Annotated in this window: 18 protein-coding genes; 5 read left to right on the forward strand and 13 right to left on the reverse strand. The window is 41.7% G+C overall.

Translation table 11 applies throughout. From position 1 onward, the window contains the following. Nucleotides 1-5: 5 nt before the first annotated feature. The 10 genes from B3763_RS05695 to B3763_RS05740 all read right to left on the reverse strand — a co-directional run bounded on the left by B3763_RS05695 (nt 6) and on the right by B3763_RS05740 (nt 12345). Complete coding sequence (locus tag B3763_RS05695; protein ID WP_286744660.1) at nt 6-1859, reverse strand: tetratricopeptide repeat protein; 1854 nt, start codon at nt 1857-1859, stop codon at nt 6-8. 352 nt (nt 1860-2211) lie between these two features. After that, nucleotides 2212-3822, reverse strand: a complete 1611-nt coding sequence (locus tag B3763_RS05700; protein WP_286744662.1) for an Ig-like domain-containing protein — start codon at nt 3820-3822, stop codon at nt 2212-2214. Continuing rightward, nucleotides 3819-4682 carry a class I SAM-dependent methyltransferase gene (locus tag B3763_RS05705; protein WP_286744668.1) on the reverse strand — a complete coding sequence of 288 codons (864 nt, stop codon included), beginning with the start codon at nt 4680-4682 and terminating at the stop codon, nt 3819-3821. Before B3763_RS05705 ends, B3763_RS05700 begins: the two co-directional genes overlap by 4 nt. 6 nt (nt 4683-4688) lie before the next feature. Beyond that, nucleotides 4689-6554 carry a tRNA uridine-5-carboxymethylaminomethyl(34) synthesis enzyme MnmG gene (mnmG, locus tag B3763_RS05710; RefSeq protein ID WP_286744671.1) on the reverse strand — a complete coding sequence of 622 codons (1866 nt, stop codon included), beginning with the start codon at nt 6552-6554 and terminating at the stop codon, nt 4689-4691. 80 nt (nt 6555-6634) lie between these two features. Continuing rightward, nucleotides 6635-7066: an rRNA maturation RNase YbeY gene (gene ybeY, locus B3763_RS05715; protein ID WP_286744674.1), complete on the reverse strand. Its 432-nt coding sequence runs from the start codon at nt 7064-7066 to the stop codon at nt 6635-6637. Between the two features lie 4 nt (nt 7067-7070). Continuing rightward, the gene (locus B3763_RS05720; RefSeq protein WP_189628802.1) at nt 7071-7472 is read right to left on the reverse strand and encodes an ATP-binding protein; all 402 of its coding nucleotides are present in this window, start codon (nt 7470-7472) and stop codon (nt 7071-7073) included. A gap of 9 nt (nt 7473-7481) precedes the next feature. Beyond that, nucleotides 7482-10775, reverse strand: coding sequence for a DUF4175 family protein (locus tag B3763_RS05725; RefSeq protein WP_286744677.1), 3294 nt, complete (start codon nt 10773-10775; stop codon nt 7482-7484). Between the two features lie 106 nt (nt 10776-10881). Beyond that, the gene (locus tag B3763_RS05730; protein ID WP_189628804.1) at nt 10882-11640 is read right to left on the reverse strand and encodes an exodeoxyribonuclease III; all 759 of its coding nucleotides are present in this window, start codon (nt 11638-11640) and stop codon (nt 10882-10884) included. Next, a complete protein-coding gene (locus B3763_RS05735) occupies nt 11637-12002 on the reverse strand; it encodes a hypothetical protein (RefSeq protein ID WP_189628805.1) in 366 nt (121 codons plus the stop codon). The genes B3763_RS05730 and B3763_RS05735 overlap by 4 nt, the downstream gene beginning before the upstream one ends. Continuing rightward, entirely contained in the window at nt 11995-12345 is a 351-nt protein-coding gene (locus B3763_RS05740; RefSeq protein ID WP_189628806.1) for a carboxymuconolactone decarboxylase family protein, read from the reverse strand. The genes B3763_RS05735 and B3763_RS05740 overlap by 8 nt, the downstream gene beginning before the upstream one ends. Nucleotides 12346-12370: 25 nt before the next feature. On the opposite strand from B3763_RS05740, the gene B3763_RS05745 reads away from it, so the two are divergent. Then, entirely contained in the window at nt 12371-13066 is a 696-nt protein-coding gene (locus B3763_RS05745; RefSeq protein WP_286744682.1) for a ComF family protein, read from the forward strand. Nucleotides 13067-13135: 69 nt separating this feature from the next. Here B3763_RS05745 and B3763_RS05750 read toward each other — a convergent pair whose 3' ends face one another. Then, a complete protein-coding gene (locus tag B3763_RS05750) occupies nt 13136-14713 on the reverse strand; it encodes an SUMF1/EgtB/PvdO family nonheme iron enzyme (RefSeq protein ID WP_189628808.1) in 1578 nt (525 codons plus the stop codon). A gap of 304 nt (nt 14714-15017) precedes the next feature. Here B3763_RS05750 and B3763_RS05755 point away from each other — a divergent pair, with 304 nt between their 5' ends. From B3763_RS05755 to B3763_RS05765, 3 genes are read left to right on the forward strand one after another with little or no spacing between them, the layout of a single operon-like run. Beyond that, entirely contained in the window at nt 15018-16169 is a 1152-nt protein-coding gene (locus B3763_RS05755) for a sensor histidine kinase (protein WP_189628809.1), read from the forward strand. A gap of 3 nt (nt 16170-16172) precedes the next feature. Next, on the forward strand, nt 16173-16895 hold the full coding sequence (locus B3763_RS05760) for a LytR/AlgR family response regulator transcription factor (protein ID WP_286744686.1): 723 nt from the start codon (nt 16173-16175) through the stop codon (nt 16893-16895). Next, nucleotides 16895-17482, forward strand: a complete 588-nt coding sequence (locus tag B3763_RS05765; RefSeq protein WP_286744688.1) for a hypothetical protein — start codon at nt 16895-16897, stop codon at nt 17480-17482. Before B3763_RS05760 ends, B3763_RS05765 begins: the two co-directional genes overlap by 1 nt. On the opposite strand, the gene mfd is transcribed toward B3763_RS05765, so the two are convergent. Then, nucleotides 17466-20816 (reverse strand): transcription-repair coupling factor, encoded by a 3351-nt coding sequence (gene mfd / locus B3763_RS05770; RefSeq protein ID WP_286744691.1) that lies wholly within the window; start codon nt 20814-20816, stop codon nt 17466-17468. The genes B3763_RS05765 and mfd overlap by 17 nt on opposite strands. Nucleotides 20817-20945: 129 nt before the next feature. Here mfd and B3763_RS05775 point away from each other — a divergent pair, with 129 nt between their 5' ends. Further along, the gene (locus B3763_RS05775) at nt 20946-21572 is read left to right on the forward strand and encodes a cytochrome c oxidase subunit 3 (RefSeq protein WP_286744692.1); all 627 of its coding nucleotides are present in this window, start codon (nt 20946-20948) and stop codon (nt 21570-21572) included. Nucleotides 21573-21598: 26 nt separating this feature from the next. Here B3763_RS05775 and B3763_RS05780 read toward each other — a convergent pair whose 3' ends face one another. Beyond that, nucleotides 21599-22192, reverse strand: coding sequence for a hypothetical protein (locus B3763_RS05780; RefSeq protein WP_286744694.1), 594 nt, complete (start codon nt 22190-22192; stop codon nt 21599-21601). Between the last annotated feature and the right edge of the window lie 96 nt (nt 22193-22288).

The raw sequence follows: 22288 nt of genomic DNA on the forward strand, positions 1-22288 counted from the left end.
GTATCTTAATTGTTAAAATCGCCTCGAAGCGTTCTAAATCGATTCCTCGCTTCGGCCACATAGATACTGCCTTTGAATCTGGTGAGCAAGTCATTGTACACTTTCATAGCCTCATCACTTTTTTTCAGGTCTTCTTCTAAAATCACGCCCGTAAGATATAGGGCATCATCGGCTAGTATATCGTAAGAGTATTTTTCATTAATGAGTCGGAGGGCATTTAAGGCTTGCTCAAATTCACCTAACTGTCTAAGCGTTTGAGCTTTAAGCATCAACACCTCATCGGTTATCGAATGCCTGTCATATTTAGCCAGCATGGAGTCCATAGCTGCCAAAGCTTCCGTTCTCTGGTTTTGAAAGATCATTAGTTCCACATTGGCATAATCTTGCATCACCACATCGGTAGAATCAAAAACGGTATTGTTTTTAATAAGTATGCTGAGATCTAATGCATCGTTGGCAATTTCTCTGGAAGTGGCTAGCTTGAGTATATCTAAATGGCTTTGAGCGAGTTCGAATTCCCCTTTGAAGTATGATAGCTTGGCACTTTTTAGTTTCGCCATATAGCCAAGGGGTTCGTCTTTGAACATTCGCTCTACCTGACCATACAAGAGGATTGACTCCCATGGCTGTTGATCGAGTAAATAAATATCGGCCAGATCCATTTTTGCCTCAGCCAAAATTCTATGCTTACCAATGGGTTGTTGAACCAGTTCGGTAAGTGTGGCTATTGCTGTGTCAATTTTATTAAGCTGAAAAGCCTGGAGAAGGGCTATTCTACGCTGAGCTTCCAGAGCCGTAAAGAGGTCTTTGGATTCTTCTTTAAAGCTTTGATACTTACCAATAAGTTGCCGTACTCTCATTGTATCTACAGGATACGACTGTTTTATAACTTCTTCTTCTGCAAGTAATGAGTAGCGTTGGGCAAGCCGAAAATTCGGGCTTTCTTTGAAATCGGCAATGATATACTCAAATGCTTTAGCAGCATTTTTATAGTCTTTGTTCTCATAGGCAATTATGCCCACATTCAAAATGTTATGGGCACGATTGTCCAATCTTCTGTCTAAGGCCCTGGCTTGCCGCAGAGCGGCCGAAAAATTTTTTTGCTGAAGGTGAGTCCAGATTAACAATTCATTGTACACTGGGTTTCCTGCTTCTTCCTGAATTAACTCATAAAGTACTCCTTCCAACAAATCCATGTCTTCAGGTTCTTCCAAATACCGCTGAAGAGAGTTTTTCACAAATCCCACACTGGTGGGTTGAGTTTTAGAAAAATGAAGGTACTCTCGTATCATTTTCTCTTTCTCACCCATCACCCTGTATACCGTTGCCAAATCAAGAGCAAACATGTCGCTATCTCCAAATACCTTTCTGCCTACTTCATAGGTTTTAATGGCTTTTTCTCTAAAATCTTTCTGAAAAAGCATTTGTGCGAGTATTCGAATATTGTTTCGTTTTTGTCGTTCATCGCTGTCCTTTGCAATTTCCTCTATTAGTTGATCCAGGTGTTTGTCGGCCTGATCTTCTAATTTCATGGTCCGATATAGTACCGCCATGTCTACTTCATAGTTAAAATCATTGGGCAGTTGCCTGATGGCATACTTGAGGTATTTCTCGGCTTCATCGAAAGACTTTTCGGAAAGGAGTAGATTGAAATAGCTATCGTGGATAAGCGGTAAAATCTGACGGTTACGAGCCAGCTTTTCAAATTCAGCTTTTGCTTTTTCCACCTCGCCTTGCTGCAAATATTCTTCGGCCAATTGTATGGGGTTGGTAGACTGAGCAAATAGGGCTGCAGCAAAGCCAAGTGCGACTAGGGTGGTAAGTCCGAAACGTCTGGGGTTTATCAACACTTTCAACATGCCTTATATATTAAATTAAATATTAAATAATTTTTTATCATTTCTATTAGGGCTGTGTAAAAGTGGATAAGTGAGTTATCCATGTGGAAGAAATGAAAAGGTGTATGAAACGTTGATGAGTTCATGGTTATTCACACAAGCAGCTTTTTTAAGTTACTGATAGATAACATCTTATTGCTAACTGTTGATAACGTAGGCATTTTGTGGATATTGAGCATTAACTCTGAGGGATGTGAATGAGTTATGGATATTATGTGAATGGAGACTGTTGATATCTCTTTTGGGTACTGATTGGCGACTTGTTGGGGATAGTGAGTGAGGAATCCACAGACTTATCCATAGTTATTCACAACTAAAAGTTGATGTTAGTATCGGTTGTTGCCCAGTTTTTTCGGACTTCTATTACTTTGGTTTGGTAGTAATTGTCGTAATAGAAATGAACGGGTTCAGGTGGGGTATTGGTGAGTAAATTACCAATATCGAAAAGTCCGTTGCCATTCACATCTTCAATAACTCGTATCATGTATCGTCCGGGAGGTAATTGTGTGAAGCTGTAATTTTTGTTGTAGCTCTGCTTAAGTATTTTTAGTGTGGTGGCATTCAGGAGCTGTACAATGATGTTTGGTTTGTTTGTTAGGACCTGACCTGAGATTGATGCCAATTCTGATTCGGGTATAAACTTGAACGTTTGAGTGTATTGTTTGGAGGTATCTTGGTCTATGGATATGAAACTCCCTTTGCCTGCTGCAAATTTTAATTCGGGGTTGGTGTTACTCATATAATCACTTAGAGTAAGGTTGGTATACAGTTCCGTCTTGTACGGGTTGAATTGAAAATCTTGGCTGTTGAGGGGAATGGTTCTAGTAGAATCTAGTTGAAGGATAAGACTATCAGCACGCAATTCCAAAATAGGTTTGCTAAACGCAAGAGTTAGCTGAGTGCCTTTTACTACATTGGGTTTTTCCGGAACAGTGTTAACGGAGAAGGCTGTCTTTTCGAGTTTTGACTGTGTGAAGTATAGCTTCACAGTATCGCGTAGAGTATTGTTGAGGGAGTCTTTTGCGGTATATATAAGAGGTATTGTATCGTTAAAATTCTGTTCGTACCGATAGAATCTTATTTTCTCGGGCCCTTGGGGCTGATAGTAAAAGTTGTCGTCATTCTCTATGCGGAAGTCCGTAATAGGTTTACTGAAAGTAATATCGAAATAGCTGGCATAGTGCCTGGCAGAGAGTCTGCGGAGGTCGGAGGTATTCAGGTTTTGGACCGTAAAATTTATATTTTCTAAAGGACTTTGGAGATTTAGCGTGTCAGGAAAAAAACCGTATCGTTCGTTTTTTGAATCTGCCTTATTATTGTTGTTTTTATCATTGGTGGCATATATACGGTATTTACCTGAGGGCAGATTATTGAAGGTGTAGTTGCCTGTGGAATCAGTGAGTGCAAAATAAGAGGCCACACCATTCAATATATTGGTGGTATCTGAGGAAGGAAAAAGCGAAACAAGAGCGTTTTCCATGGGTTCCTGCGTGTATAGGTATTTAATGTTTCCACTTATGCTGAGAGAGTCAATATAATCTCCGGTGCTGAAACTGATGTTTAGATTGTCTACGGGGTTGTTGTTGGTAATGTCTTTTATGGTCTTACCAAAAGAGATAGAGTATGTGGTATTGTCTTTAAAGGGTTCAAAGAAATAAAGCTCTACCTCGTTTTTCTTTACCCTTGCCCTGAAGCTGCCGGTTATTCTGGGGGTTATTATTAAATCAGATTCTATGTTTTGTGTAGTTACCCACTCATCAAAGGTTAGAAGTATGGTTTGTCCTTTAAACTGTGTTTGCCCGGTAGTTGGAGTGGAGGAAATGAGCTTGGGTGGTGTGTGATCTTCTGGTCCTCCTGAGGGAGTACTCACGTTGGCACATCCAAAAACTGCAATGGCTATGATAAATAGGACTATACCTCTCATTTACTCAAAATGTAGATTAAACTGCTATATTCTTTGTTTCGTTTGGCCTTTTGGTTGGATATAAATCCTTGTACCGCGGCCGGTACTATGGGGAACTTGCTTCCTTTATATTTTTCGCTCAACAAGCTCACATAGTAGCTATCGAAATACAACGGGTGGGTGGCTACAATATTTAAACCAAACTTTTTGGCTAGATGAGTAATACTTTTTTGGGAGAAATGATACAAATGTCTGGGTACGTCATAGCCTGCCCAAAATTGTTCATAGTGTTGGGCATCGTAGCTTTTATAATTGGGGAGGGCAAGAATCAGGATACCATTTCTATCGAGCAAAGTGCATAGTTGCTCCAAGGTTTCATTCAGTGAATGCACATGTTCTAATACATGAAAAAGGGAAATACAATTGAAACAATCCTCGATTTGATTTAGCTCTTTAACCGGCAGGTCCCTGCTTGTGCTAATCTTTCTGGCTTGCTCATCCGGTTCTACTCCTGTTACCTCCCACCCCTTTTGGCTCATGTGTTGAAGGAATGAACCCACACCACAGCCATAGTCAAGTAGCTTTCCTTTAAAAGAGTATTTCTCTACTATGCGTTGCTTGTATTTTAAGTTTTGTGACTGAATAAGATTGTATAATCTATTGAACAGAGTATTGATTTTATCTCCATGAGATATATAACTACCTGATTTATAGTATTTTATAATTTTGTTCTCTTCTGGTCTTGGATTGGTAAAGAGAGTTTGGCACTGCCTGCAACCCTGCAATTGGAACACCTCTTGGGTACCGAAATGGTCTTTGACCGACTGGTGGTCTTCCAGCGAGTTTGAACCACAAATAAGGCAATCTCTAATTTCTTCCACCGTCTGCTATCTTCCCATATAAACCATTAGTACAGATATGTCGGCTGGTGACACTCCACTTATTCTCGAAGCCTGACCTAATGTAGAAGGTCTAATTTTATTGAGCTTTTCCCTGCCCTCTGCAGAAAGTGCCGGAATCTTGGAGAAATCGATTGACGTAGAAATTTTTAAATCTTCGAGCTCAGCCATTTTTTGAGCCAGTTTCATTTCCTTATCAATGTAGTCTTCGTATTTGATGTGTATGTCTGCCGACTCAATTATTTTCTCATCATACTTGTTGAGGTAGTTGGCATAGTCAGGACCAATTTCTTTAAGGTGATTAATATCAAGCTGGGGTCTCTTAACTAATTTATTCAAAGTAGTGCGGTGTTGAATCCCTGCCGTACCATGTGCTTCTAGCATAGGATTGGCCAGTTCTGGATCTACTTTTTTCTGTTGAAGGTCATTAATGAGCAGGTTGAGTTGCCGTTGTTTTTCACGCATTTGCTCGAAGCGTTTTTCACTAGCCAGGCCTATGTCGTATCCTTTTTTTGTAAGTCTGAGATCCGCGTTGTCTTGGCGTAGTAGAATCCGGTGTTCGGCCCTGCTGGTAAACATTCGGTAAGGTTCATTGGTCCCTTTGTTAATCAGGTCATCTATAAGCACACCTATATATGCCTCAGACCGTGAAAGTATAAATTCCGGCTGCTGAGTGACTTTTTGATGCGCGTTTATACCGGCAATGAGTCCTTGACATGCGGCTTCTTCGTAACCGGTGGTACCGTTGATCTGACCGGCAAAGAAGAGGTTTTCCACGAGTTTAGTTTCAAGAGTCTGGCTCAATTGGGTTGGTGGAAAGAAGTCGTATTCTATGGCATAGCCAGGTCTGAACATTTTGACTTGCTCGAAACCCGGTATTTTGCGAATAGCCTCATACTGCACATCTTCGGGTAGCGAGGTTGAGAATCCGTTGACATAGATTTCAACCGTGTTCCATCCTTCCGGCTCAACAAATATTTGATGTCGATTACGTTCGGCAAAACGGTTGATTTTGTCTTCAATAGATGGACAATATCTTGGACCTAATCCCTGAATACGGCCATTGAACATTGGTGATCGGTCGAAACCTTTTTCTAGTATTTCATGAACTTGAGGGTTGGTATAGGTGATGTAACAGCTTCTTTGTTGTTGCAAAGGACTGGTTTCATCACTAAAAGAGAACTTTTCAGGCTTTTCATCTCCGGCTTGTTCTTCCATCAACTGATAATTGAGCGATCGGCCATCTACACGAGGTGGTGTTCCTGTTTTCATTCGTCCGGCTTCAAAACCGAGGCTTACCAATTGTTCGGTTATGCCTTTAGAGGCTGCTTCACCTGTTCGGCCACCACCAAACTGTTTTTCTCCTATATGTATGATACCGTTGAGAAATGTTCCGGAGGTTAGGATTACAGCTTGGGCTTCAAACTGTATGCCCATCCCTGTGGTAACTCCGGTTACACGATCACCAGACGTGGTGATTCCGGTGACCATTTCCTGCCAAAAGTCTACGTTTGGGTTGCGTTCAAGGGCAAGTCGCCATTCCTCTGCAAATCGCATCCTGTCGTTTTGAGTTCGAGGACTCCACATGGCAGGCCCTTTGGACTTATTGAGCATTCGAAACTGAATCATAGACTTGTCCGAGATTATTCCTGACATGCCACCAAGGGCATCTATTTCACGTACAATCTGACCTTTAGCCACTCCCCCCATTGCCGGGTTACAAGACATTTGGGCAATTGTGTTCATGTTCATGGTTATAACCAGAACCTTAGAACCCATTGTTGCGGCAGCATGTGCTGCTTCACAACCTGCATGACCGGCACCAACTACTATGACATCGTATTTAGGATACATATGCTTTCTATAACCAACTGTTCCACGTGGAACAATAAGTGTATTTGAAGACTTAAAGTTTCACGTGGAACACTAATGTTTTAAATATGAAGCAAAGATAAGCAAGCTTCTTCTCTTTTTCTCATGGCCTGTTTTTGCTCAGGAGTTTTGTCGCCTTGTCCTAATAGGTGGAGTATACCGTGGATCATTACACGGTGTAGTTCTGTGGAGAAATTGGATTGGTGTTGTCTGGCATTATCCTTTACACGATCGATCGATATATATATATCTGAACACAGCCCTGGATCATAGTCGTCTGTGTTGTCAAACGTGATAATGTCTGTGTAGTAGTCATGATTGAGGTATTGCCTATTAATGTTCAGTAAATAGTCATCAGAACAAAAGATGTAGTTGATTTCTTCGATAGCTCGATTTTCCGATTGTACAATGGAATGTATCCACTGACGCAACTTGGTCTTATGCTTAAGGGTGTAAGAAATGTCTTCAGTGAAGAAGTTGATTTCACCTGGCATAGTGTTAGTCGAGATAAAAGGTTAACTCCACTGTACGCCCCTCATCTTTGAATTGAATCTCATCAGCCAGGTTTTTCATTATAAATATTCCCCGGCCTCCTACTTTCTCGAGGTTTTCAGGTGCTGTGGGGTCTGGTAGGTTTTTGTGATCAAAACCAGGGCCTTCATCGGTAATGGAGAAGATTACTTGTCCTTCGAGAAGATTGGCGCTAAGTCGCACATTCTTTGTCTTATCGGTTTTGTTACCATGGAGAATGGCATTATTTACCGATTCTACTACGGCTATCATAATGTTGCCATACACATCGTCTGTGAGATGGTACTTTTCCTTAGCGTTGTCTATAAAACTCTCTACAATACGAATGTTCTCAACGAGAGAGGGTATTTCGATACTTATGTGCTTCATGCAATGAACTCAGTTCTTTTCTTTGATCCGTTTGAAGTATTTATTGGTTTCTTTCTTGTAATATGGATTGAGCTTTGCCGGAATTGTCCTTAATAGTTCAATTTCTTTTTCTTTGGCTTTTAGATATTCGTTGAGTGAAGGTGGAATTGATAGCTCGAAATCGCGCGCTGTTTTGGCCTCACGCTCATCATCTTCTCCCCTCTCTCGCATGGAGTTTTCTGCATCCAGAAGCCTTGTAAGTATCTCTTGCTGACGTTCAATGGTCTCATCAGTGATATTTTTATTGATGAGGTCCCATTCGTTTTGCTCCATTTGTTCAACAAGCTTCTCAATTTTTTCGCCTAATTTATTTCCGTCCATGCCTGTTTCAAAGTTTTCGAGCGCATTTCTTAGTCGTTCCTGCTGAGCAGCCATACGAGCCAGTTCTTCCGATAGCTCTCTGCCACTTTTTCCACTTCCTTTAAGGTCTTTAATTTGTTGGCTTAGCTGTTTTTGAAGTTCCGATAGACCTCCTGGCTGAGGTTTGTTCTTTTGATCTTTGCCCTGGCCATTACTCATTTGACTAGCCATTTGCTGTTGCATCTGCTGCAATACATCATCGAGCAATAAGGCAAGGTTGTTTATGGAGGTCATGGTAAACTGTTGTTTACCGATTACTTCGTTGATGCGTTTCTCCTTGAGTGATTCTATGGCACCATCCATTTGACGATTCATTTCGGAAAGCTCTTTCATTATGAAGGAGGATATCTGAAAAACGCGTTGAGAAAGGGCAACGAGACTGTCTTGAATAATTTGCGAATCATCTTTTAGTTTAAGTTGTTCTTGTCCAAGCTTAACAACTCGAGGGTCGCCCTCTCTTATTTCTTTGAAAGATTCCATTAGCTCTTCCTGGTTAAAGGAAAGGGTAACCAGATTATCTACAAGATCGCGGAGGTTGTCCATATTTTCCATTTGCTGCTCCATTTGCATATTGCTTTGAACAGACTCCAAACTTTGCTTGAGTTGCTGCATCTTCTCGCCTGCCCGTTGCTGCGACTTTACGGCCCGTTGCTGAGGGCTCTGACCATCTTCAGAATTCTTTTCGTCCATCTCCAGGGCATCTTGCGCATCTTGCTGGTCTTGCTGTATTTCCTCTAACTGCTCGCGGGCATCTTTGGGCAGATCGTCCGGATTTTTACGATTCTTGTTAATCTCATTGAGTTTGTCTATTTGCTCTTTGAGTTTGTCGATGTCTTCTTTTTCTTGCTTCTGTTCCTGGGCCAATTCTTCTTCGGTTTTAGAAGACTCTTCCGTTTCTTTCTGTAGCTGTTGCTGGTCTTGAATGGCTTCGTCAAGCTGCTCCAGTGTTTCATCCAATGTCATTTCAAACTGAAGCTTTTTAAAGAGTTCCAGAGTTCTCTCCAGGTCTTCTTCCAAATTGCCGCTATTTTGCTGCAATTCTTCCATTTTTTCTCTAAACTCCTCAATATCAGACTGTTCTTCTAACAACTGACGTAATTCGTCATAGAGCTTTTTGGTTTCTTCATCGAGCACATTGTTCATGATTTCCTGAAGCTGCTCCATTTTTTGCTTTATCTCTTCACTTTGAGGATTGAATTGATCGAGTTTTTGATTATTGAGTCGATTTTCCTTTTTCAGTTCCTCAACTTTATTGGCAAGCTTTTCCTTTTGTTCAAGAATTTCCTGCATTAGCTTTTCGTCTTGCCAATCCATCTCTTTTTTGGTCTTTAACCTTTCGTCAGCTTGCTGAATTTTTCTGTTCAGCTCCTCAGCTTCTTTAAGGGTGTTGTCAATGGATTGTTGAATAGCCTGACTCGACCTTTCTATGTCTTCTTCTAACTCTTCTTTAGATGGAATTTTAAAGGTATAAGCAGCAGATTTAGATGATTTATAGCCATTAACTCCATCATTGTCAGACACTTGCATATAATAAGTAAGCTCAGCTCCGGCCTTTACTTTTGCCGTATCAAGCTTAAAAATATGATAGTAGGATTGATCGAGTGTGGCAGGGTTGAACGATACCTCTTCTGTTTCGAAATTTTCTCCATCGTAGCTATAAAAAAGGGCTAGAGAAGAAAAGCCATAATCATCTTCAATTTTGCCACCTAAGACAATGTTGCGGTAAAGAACAGTGTCTTGATACTGATCCAGTACGATTTCAGGGTTGCGATCTTTAATTACCTCAATCTGAAATTTTAAGGAGTCTTTGTTGGTACTGTGTTCGTTGAAAAGTCTGATAGAGTAAGCTCCTGAAAGCTTAAGCTTATCTTCGGCCACAAACTGCTGCCCTGATTTTTTCTGCGCCTGCAATGTTTTGGAGGCTGACTCAAAAAAGAGATTTACACCATTGGCATTTGCTGCAGAAATGTTCCACGTGGCTATTGTGCCTTCTGGTATGGTGAGGTTTCCTGAGTTTTTAACCGACTCATTGGCTATGCGGGTATAGTCTGGATAATCCAACTCAATGTGGAATAAAGAGATACTAGGTCGGGCAAAGGCTTTTACGGTATAGGTGGGCGATACTACACCTTCTGCTTCAACTACAAAAGATGTATTGTTTTGCAAGCGATTGATTTCATATTCGAACAAGCCGGGACCTGTTTTAATAGTTTTGATTTTTCGGCCGTTAAGCCTTATGAATAAGTCTTGTGGAACGGCTCTTCCCTCTGTCTTCACACGAACGGTAAAGGGTTCGTCTTTATAGCCTGTAAGGGCATCTCGGTCTATAAAAATGTTGAATGGAGCCTCTGGTATAAAATCGCTACTGTAGCTAATGATGCGCGTAGAACTTTCGGTAATGAACTGCGGAACAAAAATGAGCAGTAGTATTAAGACAGTAGCAGGTAAAAAGCTGTATTTGAGATACTTCTTATTGGCCGAAAGATCGATGGCACTGGCGAAAGGGAATTTTTGAATCTGTTGGCTTTTTTGCCGAATGCTCGCCACCAACAGATCACTTTGTTTGTCGCTTAGTTTTTCTAGCTGGATTACATTGAGCAATTTATCGGAAACCTCCGGAAAGAACTTACCAATTTGAATGGCAGCCTCTTCATTGCTCATTTGTTGTTTATGATTGAACATGGACAACAAGTGCCTGAATACCAAGACAATAAATGCTACCAATGCGCCAAACACAAATCCGTAAAAAAGTAGGGCACGGCCTGTTTTTGAGAGGTGTGCAGAAAACTCAATGGTATTAATTAGTAGAAAAGATAGTAACAGAATGCCGATTAGAATAAAACTACCTCTAATGGCTTTATTCTTATAGTATTTTCTCTTGTAATCGTTTAACTGTCTTATCAAGGACTCATTAGAACCCATAAGCATTATGCGTTAGCCTACCTTAATTACGCAAATAGTTTCTAAAGGATTGTAAAACAATTGATAAACAGGCAAATAAACTTTGTGTTTAGTCTATTTCCAGTACAATAGGACAATGGTCTGAATGCTTGGCCTCGGGCATTATATAGGCATTTTTCAATCGATCCTTTAATGGTGAGGTAGCCATATGGTAGTCGATACGCCAGCCTTTGTTGTTGGCCCGGGCATTGGCCCGGTAGCTCCACCAGGAATATTGATGAGGTTCTTGATTAAACACCCGGAAGGTGTCAATGAAGCCTGAATCAACGTATTTGGTTAACCAGGCACGCTCTTCAGGTAAGAAGCCTGATGAATTTTTGTTTGAAACCGGGTTGTGAATGTCTATTTCCTTATGAGCAATGTTGTAATCTCCACTAATAATAAGGTTGGGGATTTGCTTTCTTAAATCGTCAACATAATCTTGAAAGAAGTCGAGCCACTGGTATTTAAAGTCTTGTCGAATATCTCCACTGGTTCCACTGGGCATGTAAACCGACATTACAGAGAAGTCGTTAAAATCGGCTCGAATAACCCTTCCTTCATTATCATAGGTTTCGTTTCCACAGCCATGTTCCACGTGGTTGGGTTTTGTTTTGCTAAGAATTGCAACACCGGAGTAGCCTTTCTTTTCTGCGTTTTCCCAGTACATATAGTAGCCCATTTCTTCATAGAAGTTTTCTACTTGATCTGGCATGGCCTTTAGTTCTTGCAAGCAAAGAATATCCGGGTTGGCTTCTGCGAGCCACTCTTTAAAACCTTTATTAATAGCAGCTCGAATGCCGTTTACGTTGTAGGAGATTATTTTCATGCCTGTATTACTAATTCAAATTCTCTCTCAAAATACTCTAATACATGCATTTTGAGAAGCTTTTCCTGATCCAGCAGATCGAACCGGGGTAATTTTTTAATGAGTTTCCAATGTGGCCAGCCGTCTGCATCGTGGCCTTGCAGCTCATAGTATCCTGAGTAGCTCAGTACTTTGCAAATAGCTATGTGCATAAGGTCTTGCTTTTCCTCTTTGCTGAACTGTGAGGGCCCGCGGCCTAACTCTTGTACCCCAATAAGAAAAAGAACACCATTCAGGTCTTTAGGGCGTTTGCCAATAACTTCTTGTATAGATGCCATTAACTTTGCCCACCTTACATGGAGTTCAAGATCCTTCTTATACATTCTCTTCCGATTGAAGTGCTTCCCAGTATTCTACAGCTCTTCTAAGGTGCGGTATTACAATTGATCCGCCAATTAAGTTGGCAATTGAAAAGGCCTCATACATTTCGGCAGTAGTAATCTTGAGTTCGTGGCATTTTCCCAGATGGTATTTGATGCAATCATCGCAACGAAGCACCATAGAGCAGGCTAAGCCCACAATTTCCTTAGTTTTTACATCCAGTGCTCCCTCAGCGTAGGCGTTGGTGTCCAGATTAAAGAAGCGCTTCAGCACTTTATTGTCGGCCGCCATGATCTTTTCGTTCATTTTGGCTCTGTAGTCATTAAATTCTTGAACTATACTCATATTAATTTGATTAAATTGGATGAATATGAAAATCAGGGAATACTGGAATGATTTTCTTTCTCTCATTTACCCCAATCTGTGTTTGGGATGTGATGATCCACTTCCACAGGGAAGCAAATATATATGTCCTAAGTGTCATTACAACCTGCCCAAGACGAATACTCACGCCTTAGAAAGGCATACTTTTCAGGAAAAGTTCATGGGCTTGGTGCCTTTCAGCCATGTGTTGGTGTATGCTTACTTTATTAAGAATGGTATAATGCAGCACGTATTGCATGCTTTGAAATACAACGACAATCAGGAGATTGGTATAATGTTGGGCCGGTGGTACGGCCATGATTTGCTTCTAGGCGGTTATGCCGATGCTTTTGATGCTATTGTTCCGGTGCCATTGCACCCAAAGAAACAGGAGATAAGAGGGTACAATCAGGCGTATTGCTTTGCGATTGGCCTTTCGGAAGTATTAAAAACTCCGGTGGTTGAACATGGCCTCATTCGCACCAAACATATCGATAGCCAAACCAAGAAAGGCAAAGTGAACCGAATTTTAGATGTTGAAGGAATTTTTGAGGTTCAGGAAATAGATCGGCTGAAGAATAAACGCGTGCTTTTGGTCGATGATGTGCTGACCACAGGTTCGACACTGGTGGCTTGCGCTACACCTCTTCTGGCACTGCCTTGCCAGGCATTAAGTGTGGCCGTTATGGCAGGCGTTAAGTAAACTTAAAGCATGTGGTAATAAAAAAGGCGGTTTCAACAACCGCCTTTAGCAATGCTTTTTCGTATAAGCCTATTTTCTTCCTCCAAACACTTTGCCTACTATGCCATTCGATTGGTCGAGCTGTTGTGTACCAATCGAAATCATGGCACAACGGAAGCCAATGGTGTTGGTGGCTTTGTCTAAATCTAAGTATCTGCGCGTACCTGGAGCCATCCAGTAGGCCACATCTTTCCACGAACCACCTTTATAAACTTTTGCTCTGTCGTTTATCAATGATCTATACTCAAGGCTTTGGTTAGCAGCCACACTGTCTCGGGTTCTTACAGTTTGCCATCCATAATTAGTTTCGGGGTCACTGGTGCCGTCCTTTCTTACAGGGTTCAGGTCATCAAAATCGCCAAACGAAAGAGGTCTGTAGGTGTCGAAAACCCACTCACTCACGTTACCGGCCATATTGAATAAGTTAAAATCGTTAGGCTCTCTGTTGCCCACCGGCTCGGGTATTACGGAAGCATCGTTGTTCACATTTCCGGCAATACCGGCATAGTCACCACGGCCTCTTTTGAAGTTGGCTAGTAATTCGCCTCTCTTTTTACCGTAAGGGTTTCTTACGCCTCGGCCATCCCAAGGGTAAATTCTTCCGTACTCTTCGTTCTCGTCCAGGTAAACCGTTCCTACAGTAGCTTTTGCAGCGTACTCCCACTCGGCTTCATTGGGTAGCCTAAAGTCTGGCAAATAGATACCTCTTTCAATAAATCTTCTTCTGTTTTGTGGCAGGTTAATGTATTCCACAACCTCTTGCTGAAACTCGTCAAAATCGGCTATCTCTATTACCTGACCTTGGCCTGCAGCATTTACAGTACCAATAGGTTGCCCACCAATAGCTAATTGATATTCTCCGGTAGTCTGATCTTTGACCAGAAACTCTTCCAGAAACTCTGCCGGAAGATCATCATAATCCATTTCAAAGATGAGCTTCAGGTTTACAAAGTCTGTTCTCCATTTGCAATAGTCTACAACTTGTCTCCACGATACACCAACAACCGGGTATTTATTAAAACCGGGGTTGCTGTAGTAGTTTTCTGAATACACGTCATTAAAGGAGAAGTCACTGGCCCAAACATCATCGTCTGGTATAATGTCTTCGTAATTCTGTGGGTTGCTTTTGCTGTGAGTAGGCCCTGTATAGTCAGGAATCCATGCCTGAGGAGGGTTGCTCAGGTTCTGATTATCATCATCGTTGGGGTCTAGTATGCTCACGTTCTTGGGAAGAGACAGGGGCTGAGGGTTGTACTGAAACCACACGTATTCCTTCCAGTTGCTATTGGTTACCTCCGTTTCGTCCATAAAGAACGAGTTTACAGTAACCGTACGTTCAATATTGTCTCTGGAGCCATACAAGTCTTGTTCGAAAGACCCAAGTATAGTTCTACCGCCTTGAATGAACACCATTCCCGGAGGGTTAGGTAGTTCTTTGTCGTCATACGGGCGGTAACCCAGAAGATCTTTTTTTGTAGCATACTCCTCGCCTGTTGCAGCACTGATATTGTCTTTTTTGCCGATACCGAGAAGTGAACAGGAACTGGCTGAGCAGAGAACCATTAAACCCAATAGCCCTGCTTTTATCTGACCCACGCTTGTTTTCATTTTAGTATTCTTTTCCTAAGTCTAGGTGAAATTTGAACTTGCTAATATAAACTTATGTGCAAATCTATCACAATCCAGACGGTCAATTCAAAGGGTGAACGCCCGGTTTGCCTATAATATTTTCAAAATTAGCCAGATTTATTGTACAACTGTTTGTTTTATAAGGTCTTTGCTTATTCGTAATGATATAATAATATGCCTGTCTAGAAAAAGGCTGGCGGGCATAATTGTCATTTAATCAGGGCATAAAACCACTCAGTCAATTCGCACGGGGGCTTAGATGTAGATGTATTTTCTTTGAATTATGAATAAGAATAAACTGTATTGGATTCTACAGTTTGGCGGGTGGACGGGTCTCATGCTCACCAGCTTTATGACTATGGCCATGTTTTTGCCATTTGTCACGGCTTTTGGGGTCAATACCATTACCATATTGCTATCGGTTCTCACCAGCCACTTGTACAGAGAGTATGTAAAAAGCAAAAACTGGAAAGAATTAAAGGTGGCTCGCCTGGTACCCAGGGTTTTTCTGGCCAGTATAATTCAGGGTACTATAATGTCTGTTCTTAGTTTGGGTGCGCTCATAGGTGCTCTTCTTTTAATGGCCAAGGTAGACCCCAGCGCCATGGATAAGGTAATGGGTATTCCGGAAATGGAAGGAGTTGATGAGGCTACTTTAGAAAAAATCAGAGCGGCTACTCAAAAAGGCTTTACTAGCAGTAAAATTCTGGTGTTCCTAATTAGTTATGTGGGTAGCTATGCCGTGTATTTCATCAGCTGGTCTGCCCTGTACTTTGCCTACCAGTATTTACAGAAAACCAGGGAGGTAGAAATAGAAAAGTGGAAACTCTCGGCTTCTATTAAAGATGCCGAACTGAACGCCTTAAAAGCGCAGATTAATCCACATTTTATATTCAATAGCCTCAATAATATTCGATCGTTAGTGGTCGAAGACTCTGAAAAGGCCAGAGATTCTATTACCCACCTCTCCGATCTTCTAAGGTTTTCCATTCAATTCGATCAGTACGAAAAGGTATCATTAGAAAAAGAACTGGAGGTAGTAAAAGACTACCTCAACCTGGAAGCCATACAGCTGGAGGAAAGGCTCAAGTACAGGTTCATCATAGACAAACAGTCTAAAGAAACCATGATTCCGCCCATGATAATCCAAACACTGGTGGAAAACGCTATTAAACACTCCATTAATAACTTGCCGAATGGTGGTGAAATAATTGTGGAATCAAAACTGAATCACGAGTTTGTAAATATTTACGTGAAAAACACCGGCCAGCTGAGGCCTCATGCAGCCACAAAGGGCCGAAGAAGAGGCATTGGTATAAGCAACTCAAAAGAAAGACTGCGGCTGTTGTATGGAGAACAGGCCAGCCTGACCATTGAGAATATGAATGAAAATATGGTGTGCGCCACCGTGAAAGTACCGCTAAACTTTACTTAGACTATGAAGACACTGATTATAGACGATTCTCGCCTGGCCAGAAATGAGCTCAAGAGACTGCTCAAAGAATTTGACAACGTGCATATTGTTGGTGAGGCAGCCAATGTAGACGAGGCCATTGAAAAAATAGCCGAACTGAAGCCTGAACTTATTTTTCTCGATATTCAGATGCCCGGCAAAAGTGGGTTCGATTTGCTGGAGGAGCTTGAAGCGGTGCCTGAAGTAATATTCTCTACAGCGTACGATGAGCATGCTCTTAAAGCGTTTGAATACAATGCGCTGGATTACCTGGTGAAGCCTGTAGAAAAACAGCGACTTGCAGGAGCTGTCTCTAAAGTGTTCGATAAGATTAAAAAGAAGCAGAAGGAAGAAGAAAGGGCAGATGATGTACTGACCATTCACGATCAGGTTTTTGTAAAAGATGGTGAGAAGTGTTGGTTTGTGCAGCTATCAGACATTCGTTTGTTTGAGGTGAGTGGCAACTATACCACTGTATATTTTGGCGATAGTAAACCCATGATTACCCGTACACTCAACTATCTGGAGTCGCGCCTGGACGATAAAACATTCTTTAGAGCCAATCGTCAGCAAATCATAAACCTAAAGTGGATTGAGCGAATAGAGCCTTGGTTTAGTGGTAGCCTTCGTATTTATCTGAAAGGAGGAGAAGAAATAGATGTTTCCAGAAGACAAACGCTTAAGTTTAAGGATCTAATGAGCTTTTGATGGCCGTAAAAATAGATTTGCGAAAGGCGGGTTTTGAATTTTTTTCCATTGTGGTGGCCGTTGTATTGGCCATGACCCTCACCGAGTGGCGACAAGATTACCTTAATAAAAAACTTGCCCAACAGTCGCTGCTAAATATTATTGAAGAGGTGCAGGAAAACAGGCGAGAACTTATGGAAGACTCCGCCAAAATTTCCCAGGATATGGCTTTTATAGACCGTTGGCTTCAGGCTCAGAACAATGCTTCTAATGAAGACTTCGGGGTTCATTTTTCATTCTCTTTTTTGAGTAAATCGGCACTTGAGGTGGCCAAAATTAATAATTCGCTTACCTACCTTCCCAATGAAGTAAACATGCAAATCGCAGAAGTCTATGCGGCACAGAACTTCTATTCTGACAATGCGATAAAGCTGTTCGATATTATGGGGGCTATGGGCCGTGCGGAGTCTAAAGAAAACGCAGAAGCCTTTGCAGATAAAGCACGACAGTTGAGGTTTCATCTCGGCCTCATTCATAACACCATTAAGGCATACCTTGGGGAGTCGCAACAGTTTTTGGAGAACCACCGGGCTATTCCAACATCTTAGTGAGCCAGTCTTTGGCTTCATTTACGGTAAGTACCTCATCGATCTTAAGAATAAGGCGGGTTTTATATTCTTTCATTTTGCAGCGCTTAGGGTGTTGCTGAATAAAGGCTATAATCTTACCAAATGTTTCTGACTGGAAGTAGGCCTCTTTATCCGAAGGCATAAAGTGGCATTTCATAGACTCGTTTTTGATAATCACTTTTTCAAAACCAAGTTTTTCGGCTACCCACCGCAACCTAACGGTTTGAATCAGGTCTTGAACCGAGTCAGGTATAGGCCCAAATCTATCTTTTAGATTCTTTATAAATCGCTCGAGTTTTTCTTCAGATTTAATATTATCCAACTTGGCGTACAGACCAATTCTTTCGGTGGTGTTAGATACGTAAGTGTCTGGTATTAGAATTTCAAGGTCGGTTTCAATGGTGCAGTCCTGAGCAACGATTTGGGCTGCCTCTTTCACTAAATCGCCCATAAAAAGGTCGCGGAATTCTGTTTCCTTGAGTTCCTGAACGGCCTCATCGAGAATTTTGTGATACATGTCGAAGCCCAGGTCCGAAATAAAACCGCTTTGTTCGGCTCCCAGTAAGTTACCTGCTCCTCGAATGTCCAGATCTCGCATCGCTACCTTAAAACCATCACCCAAATCGGAAAATTCCTCTAAGGCGCTCAGGCGTTTACGGGCATCGCTGGTCAGACCAATAGTAGGCGGAGTAAGGAGGTAGCAAAAGGCTTTTCGGTTTGAGCGGCCCACTCGTCCCCGCATTTGATGGAGGTCGGAAAGGCCGAACATATGGGCATGGTTGATGATGATGGTGTTGGCATTGGGTATATCCAGTCCTGATTCTATAATGTTGGTAGAAACCAGCACATCATACTCCCCTTCAATGAACTTAACCATTCGTTTTTCAAGCAGTGAGCCATCCATTTGGCCATGAGCAATACCAATTCGGGCATCCGGAACCAGCCGCAGAATGATGTTGCCTACCTGCTCAATATCATTGATACGATTGTGTACAAAAAACACCTGGCCCCCTCTTCTCAGCTCAAAGCTCACCGCATCGCGAATAAGTTCATCGTTAAACGTGTGTATTTCGGTAGTAACCGGTTGCCGGTTGGGTGGAGGTGTAGCAATTACGCTAAGGTCTCGAGCCCCCATGAGCGAAAAGTGCAACGTGCGCGGAATTGGGGTAGCGGTTAGTGTGAGTACATCTACATTTACCCGCAGCTCCTTGAGCTTATCTTTCACCTTTACCCCAAACTTTTGCTCCTCATCTATTATGAGCAGGCCAAGATCTTTGAACTGAACATCTTTGTTCACAATACGGTGGGTGCCAATGAGTATTTCGGTTTTTCCTTCTTTTACCCGTTGCAGCGTTTCTTTAATTTCCTTGGTGGTTTTAAAACGGTTAATGTACTCCACCTTAACCGGAAAGTCGGCTAGCCGCTCGGAAAAGGTTCTAAAGTGCTGCATGGCCAAAATAGTTGTTGGCACAAGTATTGCCACCTGTTTGCCATTGACCGCAGCTTTGAAGGCTGCACGAACGGCTACTTCGGTTTTTCCAAAACCTACATCGCCACAAACCAATCGGTCCATTGGATGTGGTTGCTCCATGTCGGCTTTTACATCTTCAGTCGCTTTGGCCTGGTCTGGGGTATCTTCGTAAATAAAAGAAGACTCCAGTTCTGCCTGCAGGAATCCGTCTTGAGAATAGGCAAAACCAGATGCTTTTTTGCGCTTGGCATAGAGTTCAATAAGGTCTTTGGCAATATCCTTAACCTTGCCTTTTACTCTTTTTTTCTTGTTTTCCCACTCGGGAGAACCCAACTTACTTATACTGGGAGGGGCTCCCTCTTTACCCGTGTACTTCGAAATTTTGTGAATGGAGTGCACACTTACGTAGAGCAAGTCGTCATCGCGATAGACCAGTCGAATAGATTCTTGCATTTTGCCGTTCACATCGACCTTTTCCATGCCTGCAAAGCGGGCAGTGCCGTGGTCAATATGGGTTACATAGTCTCCCGGCTGAAGTGAGCGTAGCTCTTTAAGTGTAAGTGCTTTAGACTTCGAATGTTTGGTTTTGGTTTTGTATTTGTGAAACCTATCGAACAGTTGATGGTCGGTATAGCAAAGTACTTCCCTGTTTTTGTCTATAAAACCGCTTCGCAAACCAATGTTCAAAGGTTGTACTTCTAACGATGGATCGAGTTCTCGGAAAATGGTTTCCAACCGGTTAAACTGCGCCAACGATTCGGCTGCCACACAGAGGCTAAAGTTTTGTACTTGCCACTGCCCCAGATTCTCTACAATCAGGTCGAAGTTTTTATTGAAAGAGGTTTGAGGTTCGGCCTCAAAGCGCAATTCAAAGTCGGTATTTAAATAGAATCGGTTGCCAAACTCTATTTGTTGAAAACCTTTCAGCTCTTCTTCAAAAGTATGTGTTTGTTCAAACAGTTCTTCTGGGCTAAGCACCACCTGGGTGCCGCTTGCAGCTATAACTTCCGAAAAATTGCCGCTTGCCTTTTCAAAGTACTTGGCAATGGTATCTAGCGTTTGCTGGTAGTCTTTGAACCAAATTTTTGAGTTTTTAGGAATAAAACTCAGAAAAGACTGGCGGGTTTCCTCCAACAGTCGTGTCTGAACGTTAGGAATAATGTTTATCTCCTTTATACTCTCCTGGCTCAATTGCGATACCGGATCGAAGGTTCGAATACTCTCTATTTCGTTGCCAAAAAGCTCAATTCTATATGGCAGATCGTTGGCATAGGAGTAAACATCTACAATTCCCCCTCTTACCGAAAACTGCCCGGCTTCATACACAAAGTCAGTGGGTTCAAAGTCGTAGGTTTGAAGCAGCTCGGTCAAAAAAGGTACATCCAGTTGCTCACCCACCTTGGCCGAAAAAGTATTTTTAGATAAGGATTTTTTGTTGATTACTTTTTCAGTAAGGGCTTCCGGGTAGGTCACAATTAGTTCACCAGTAGAGGCCTTGTGGTTAATTCGGTTGAGAATCTCTGCCCGCATGAGAATGTTGGCATTCTCGGTTTCATCGAACTGGTAGGGCCTTTTGTATGAGGTAGGAAATAGCAATACCTCTTTTTCTCCAAGCAGGTTTTGCAAGTCGTTGTGAAAATAGGCAGCCTCCTCCTTGTCGTGCATTACAAATATGCAGGTTTGCTTGTTGAGCTGATAAACAGCTGTGGCAATTACGGCATCGAGACTTCCAACCAAACCTTTTAATCGGATATGCGATGTTTCGTTGGGCTTTATGCGCTCGGCAATGGTTTGAACCACGGAGTCTTCCCTATAAATCTTAATGAAATCTCTAACCTTCAAAACCTGAATTCAAATGGCTTGCAAATGTAACGAATTCTCAAGTTGAACACTGAAAAGCATAAAAACCTCTTAAGGAAATTAATTGTTTCAATTGCCAACCCTTTCGTTTATTTAGATGTTAATGTGGCAATGAAAACCCAGAAGGAAAAGCTGAACCTGAGCAAAGAGGCCTTTAGAAAAATGGAACGTATGCACCCGCACGAAGTGCTTGTATATGTATCTATGGTTGGCAGTGCGGTCATATTCCTTTTTACCATCATTGCCTTCACGGCTTCTCGCCCTGCCCAGGTCGAATTCTTCAAGTTTGAGTTTCCCAAATTCTTTATTCTCAGCACATTCATATTGTTATTGTCAAGCTACTGTGTTACCCGGATTATGCCTCTGTATGAGCAAGATAACTTACCCAAGCTTAAGCAGTGGCTTGGAATAACCTTTCTGTTGGGGCTGGTTTTTGCCTGCTTTCAGGTGGTAGGGTGGAAGGAATTACAAGCTCACAACATTCTCTTTACCGGAGAGCGTTCGGGTGCTTATCTGTATGTAATCTCGGGGCTACATGTAATACACATGGCTGGTATTATGGGTTTTTTGCTCTATCTACTGCTGGAGTGTCATAAAACCTCAAAAGATGTGGTAAGGCATCTGGTATATTCAACCAACCCCTATCAAAAGATAAAATTCAGGATTTTGTCAAATAGCTGGCATTTTGTAGATGCGGTGTGGGTGGTTATTTTCTTCTACTTTCTGTTCAGTTTTTAGGCTGTACTTTTTAAACTTTCCAACCGCTAAACTCCATCGTTTTTATCTGACTTGAGCTTAGACATTTCTTTTTTTAACAGAACCTTTAGTTCTTTTATCAAATAGACTAGTGGGCCTATTAATGGAATGACAACAATTAAAGCATGCCTCAGGTTGAGTAACGTTTTTCGTGCCAAAAGAACCAATACACTTATTAAAACCAACCAATAGTGCAGATTCCATATGTATTGAATGGCCAAGAAGGGTTTAGAAATTACAGGAATTTCATGAAACTCGTGATTTATTGAAAATCCGCTGGTATCATCTACATCAACAAATAGGCTTCCAACTATTGTAATAGGAGCTGAGAAGATATCCTTTCCTAAGTGTGTTTTTGTGAGTACTGCCGATAATTCATACCTATAGTGATGATTATCAATCTTATTTTTAGATAAAGAGATTGATTTTAGTTCATAACCGAGCAGAGGTTGAGCATTGACTTTAACGGTTTCTAAATACAAATCATTTTGCGAAAGTTTATAAGAGTAAATAACCATTATGTCTAACAGACCAAATTCGATAAACTCTGTTCTTTCCGCCTTATAAGCATCAAAAGGTAATACCACCGACTTTTGAGCCATTCCATGACTGAGGGTTAAAAAAAGGACTAAGGAAAATGCCAAAGTCCTTTTGGGTTTTAAGTACATATAATCATTAGGGTTACTCATTTAGATCGC

Source organism: Roseivirga sp. UBA1976 (assembly GCF_002336325.1).
In the GTDB taxonomy this organism is placed as follows: Bacteria; Bacteroidota; Bacteroidia; order Cytophagales; family Cyclobacteriaceae; genus Roseivirga; species Roseivirga thermotolerans.

Excerpts from the sequence above, each read along its gene's own strand:
- B3763_RS05730 (WP_189628804.1), bottom strand. The coding sequence starts at position 11,640 with ATGAAAATAATCTCCTACAACGTAAACGGCATTCGAGCTGCTATTAAT.
- B3763_RS05735 (WP_189628805.1), bottom strand. The coding sequence starts at position 12,002 with ATGTATAAGAAGGATCTTGAACTCCATGTAAGGTGGGCAAAGTTAATG.
- B3763_RS05755 (WP_189628809.1), top strand. The coding sequence starts at position 15,018 with ATGAATAAGAATAAACTGTATTGGATTCTACAGTTTGGCGGGTGGACG.
- ybeY (WP_286744674.1), bottom strand. The coding sequence starts at position 7,066 with ATGCCAGGTGAAATCAACTTCTTCACTGAAGACATTTCTTACACCCTT.
- B3763_RS05775 (WP_286744692.1), top strand. The coding sequence starts at position 20,946 with ATGAAAACCCAGAAGGAAAAGCTGAACCTGAGCAAAGAGGCCTTTAGA.
- B3763_RS05780 (WP_286744694.1), bottom strand. The coding sequence starts at position 22,192 with ATGGCTCAAAAGTCGGTGGTATTACCTTTTGATGCTTATAAGGCGGAA.
- B3763_RS05765 (WP_286744688.1), top strand. The coding sequence starts at position 16,895 with ATGGCCGTAAAAATAGATTTGCGAAAGGCGGGTTTTGAATTTTTTTCC.
- B3763_RS05745 (WP_286744682.1), top strand. The coding sequence starts at position 12,371 with ATGAAAATCAGGGAATACTGGAATGATTTTCTTTCTCTCATTTACCCC.
- B3763_RS05740 (WP_189628806.1), bottom strand. The coding sequence starts at position 12,345 with ATGAGTATAGTTCAAGAATTTAATGACTACAGAGCCAAAATGAACGAA.
- B3763_RS05695 (WP_286744660.1), bottom strand. The coding sequence starts at position 1,859 with ATGTTGAAAGTGTTGATAAACCCCAGACGTTTCGGACTTACCACCCTA.
- mnmG (WP_286744671.1), bottom strand. The coding sequence starts at position 6,554 with ATGTATCCTAAATACGATGTCATAGTAGTTGGTGCCGGTCATGCAGGT.
- B3763_RS05760 (WP_286744686.1), top strand. The coding sequence starts at position 16,173 with ATGAAGACACTGATTATAGACGATTCTCGCCTGGCCAGAAATGAGCTC.
- B3763_RS05700 (WP_286744662.1), bottom strand. The coding sequence starts at position 3,822 with ATGAGAGGTATAGTCCTATTTATCATAGCCATTGCAGTTTTTGGATGT.
- B3763_RS05750 (WP_189628808.1), bottom strand. The coding sequence starts at position 14,713 with ATGAAAACAAGCGTGGGTCAGATAAAAGCAGGGCTATTGGGTTTAATG.
- B3763_RS05720 (WP_189628802.1), bottom strand. The coding sequence starts at position 7,472 with ATGAAGCACATAAGTATCGAAATACCCTCTCTCGTTGAGAACATTCGT.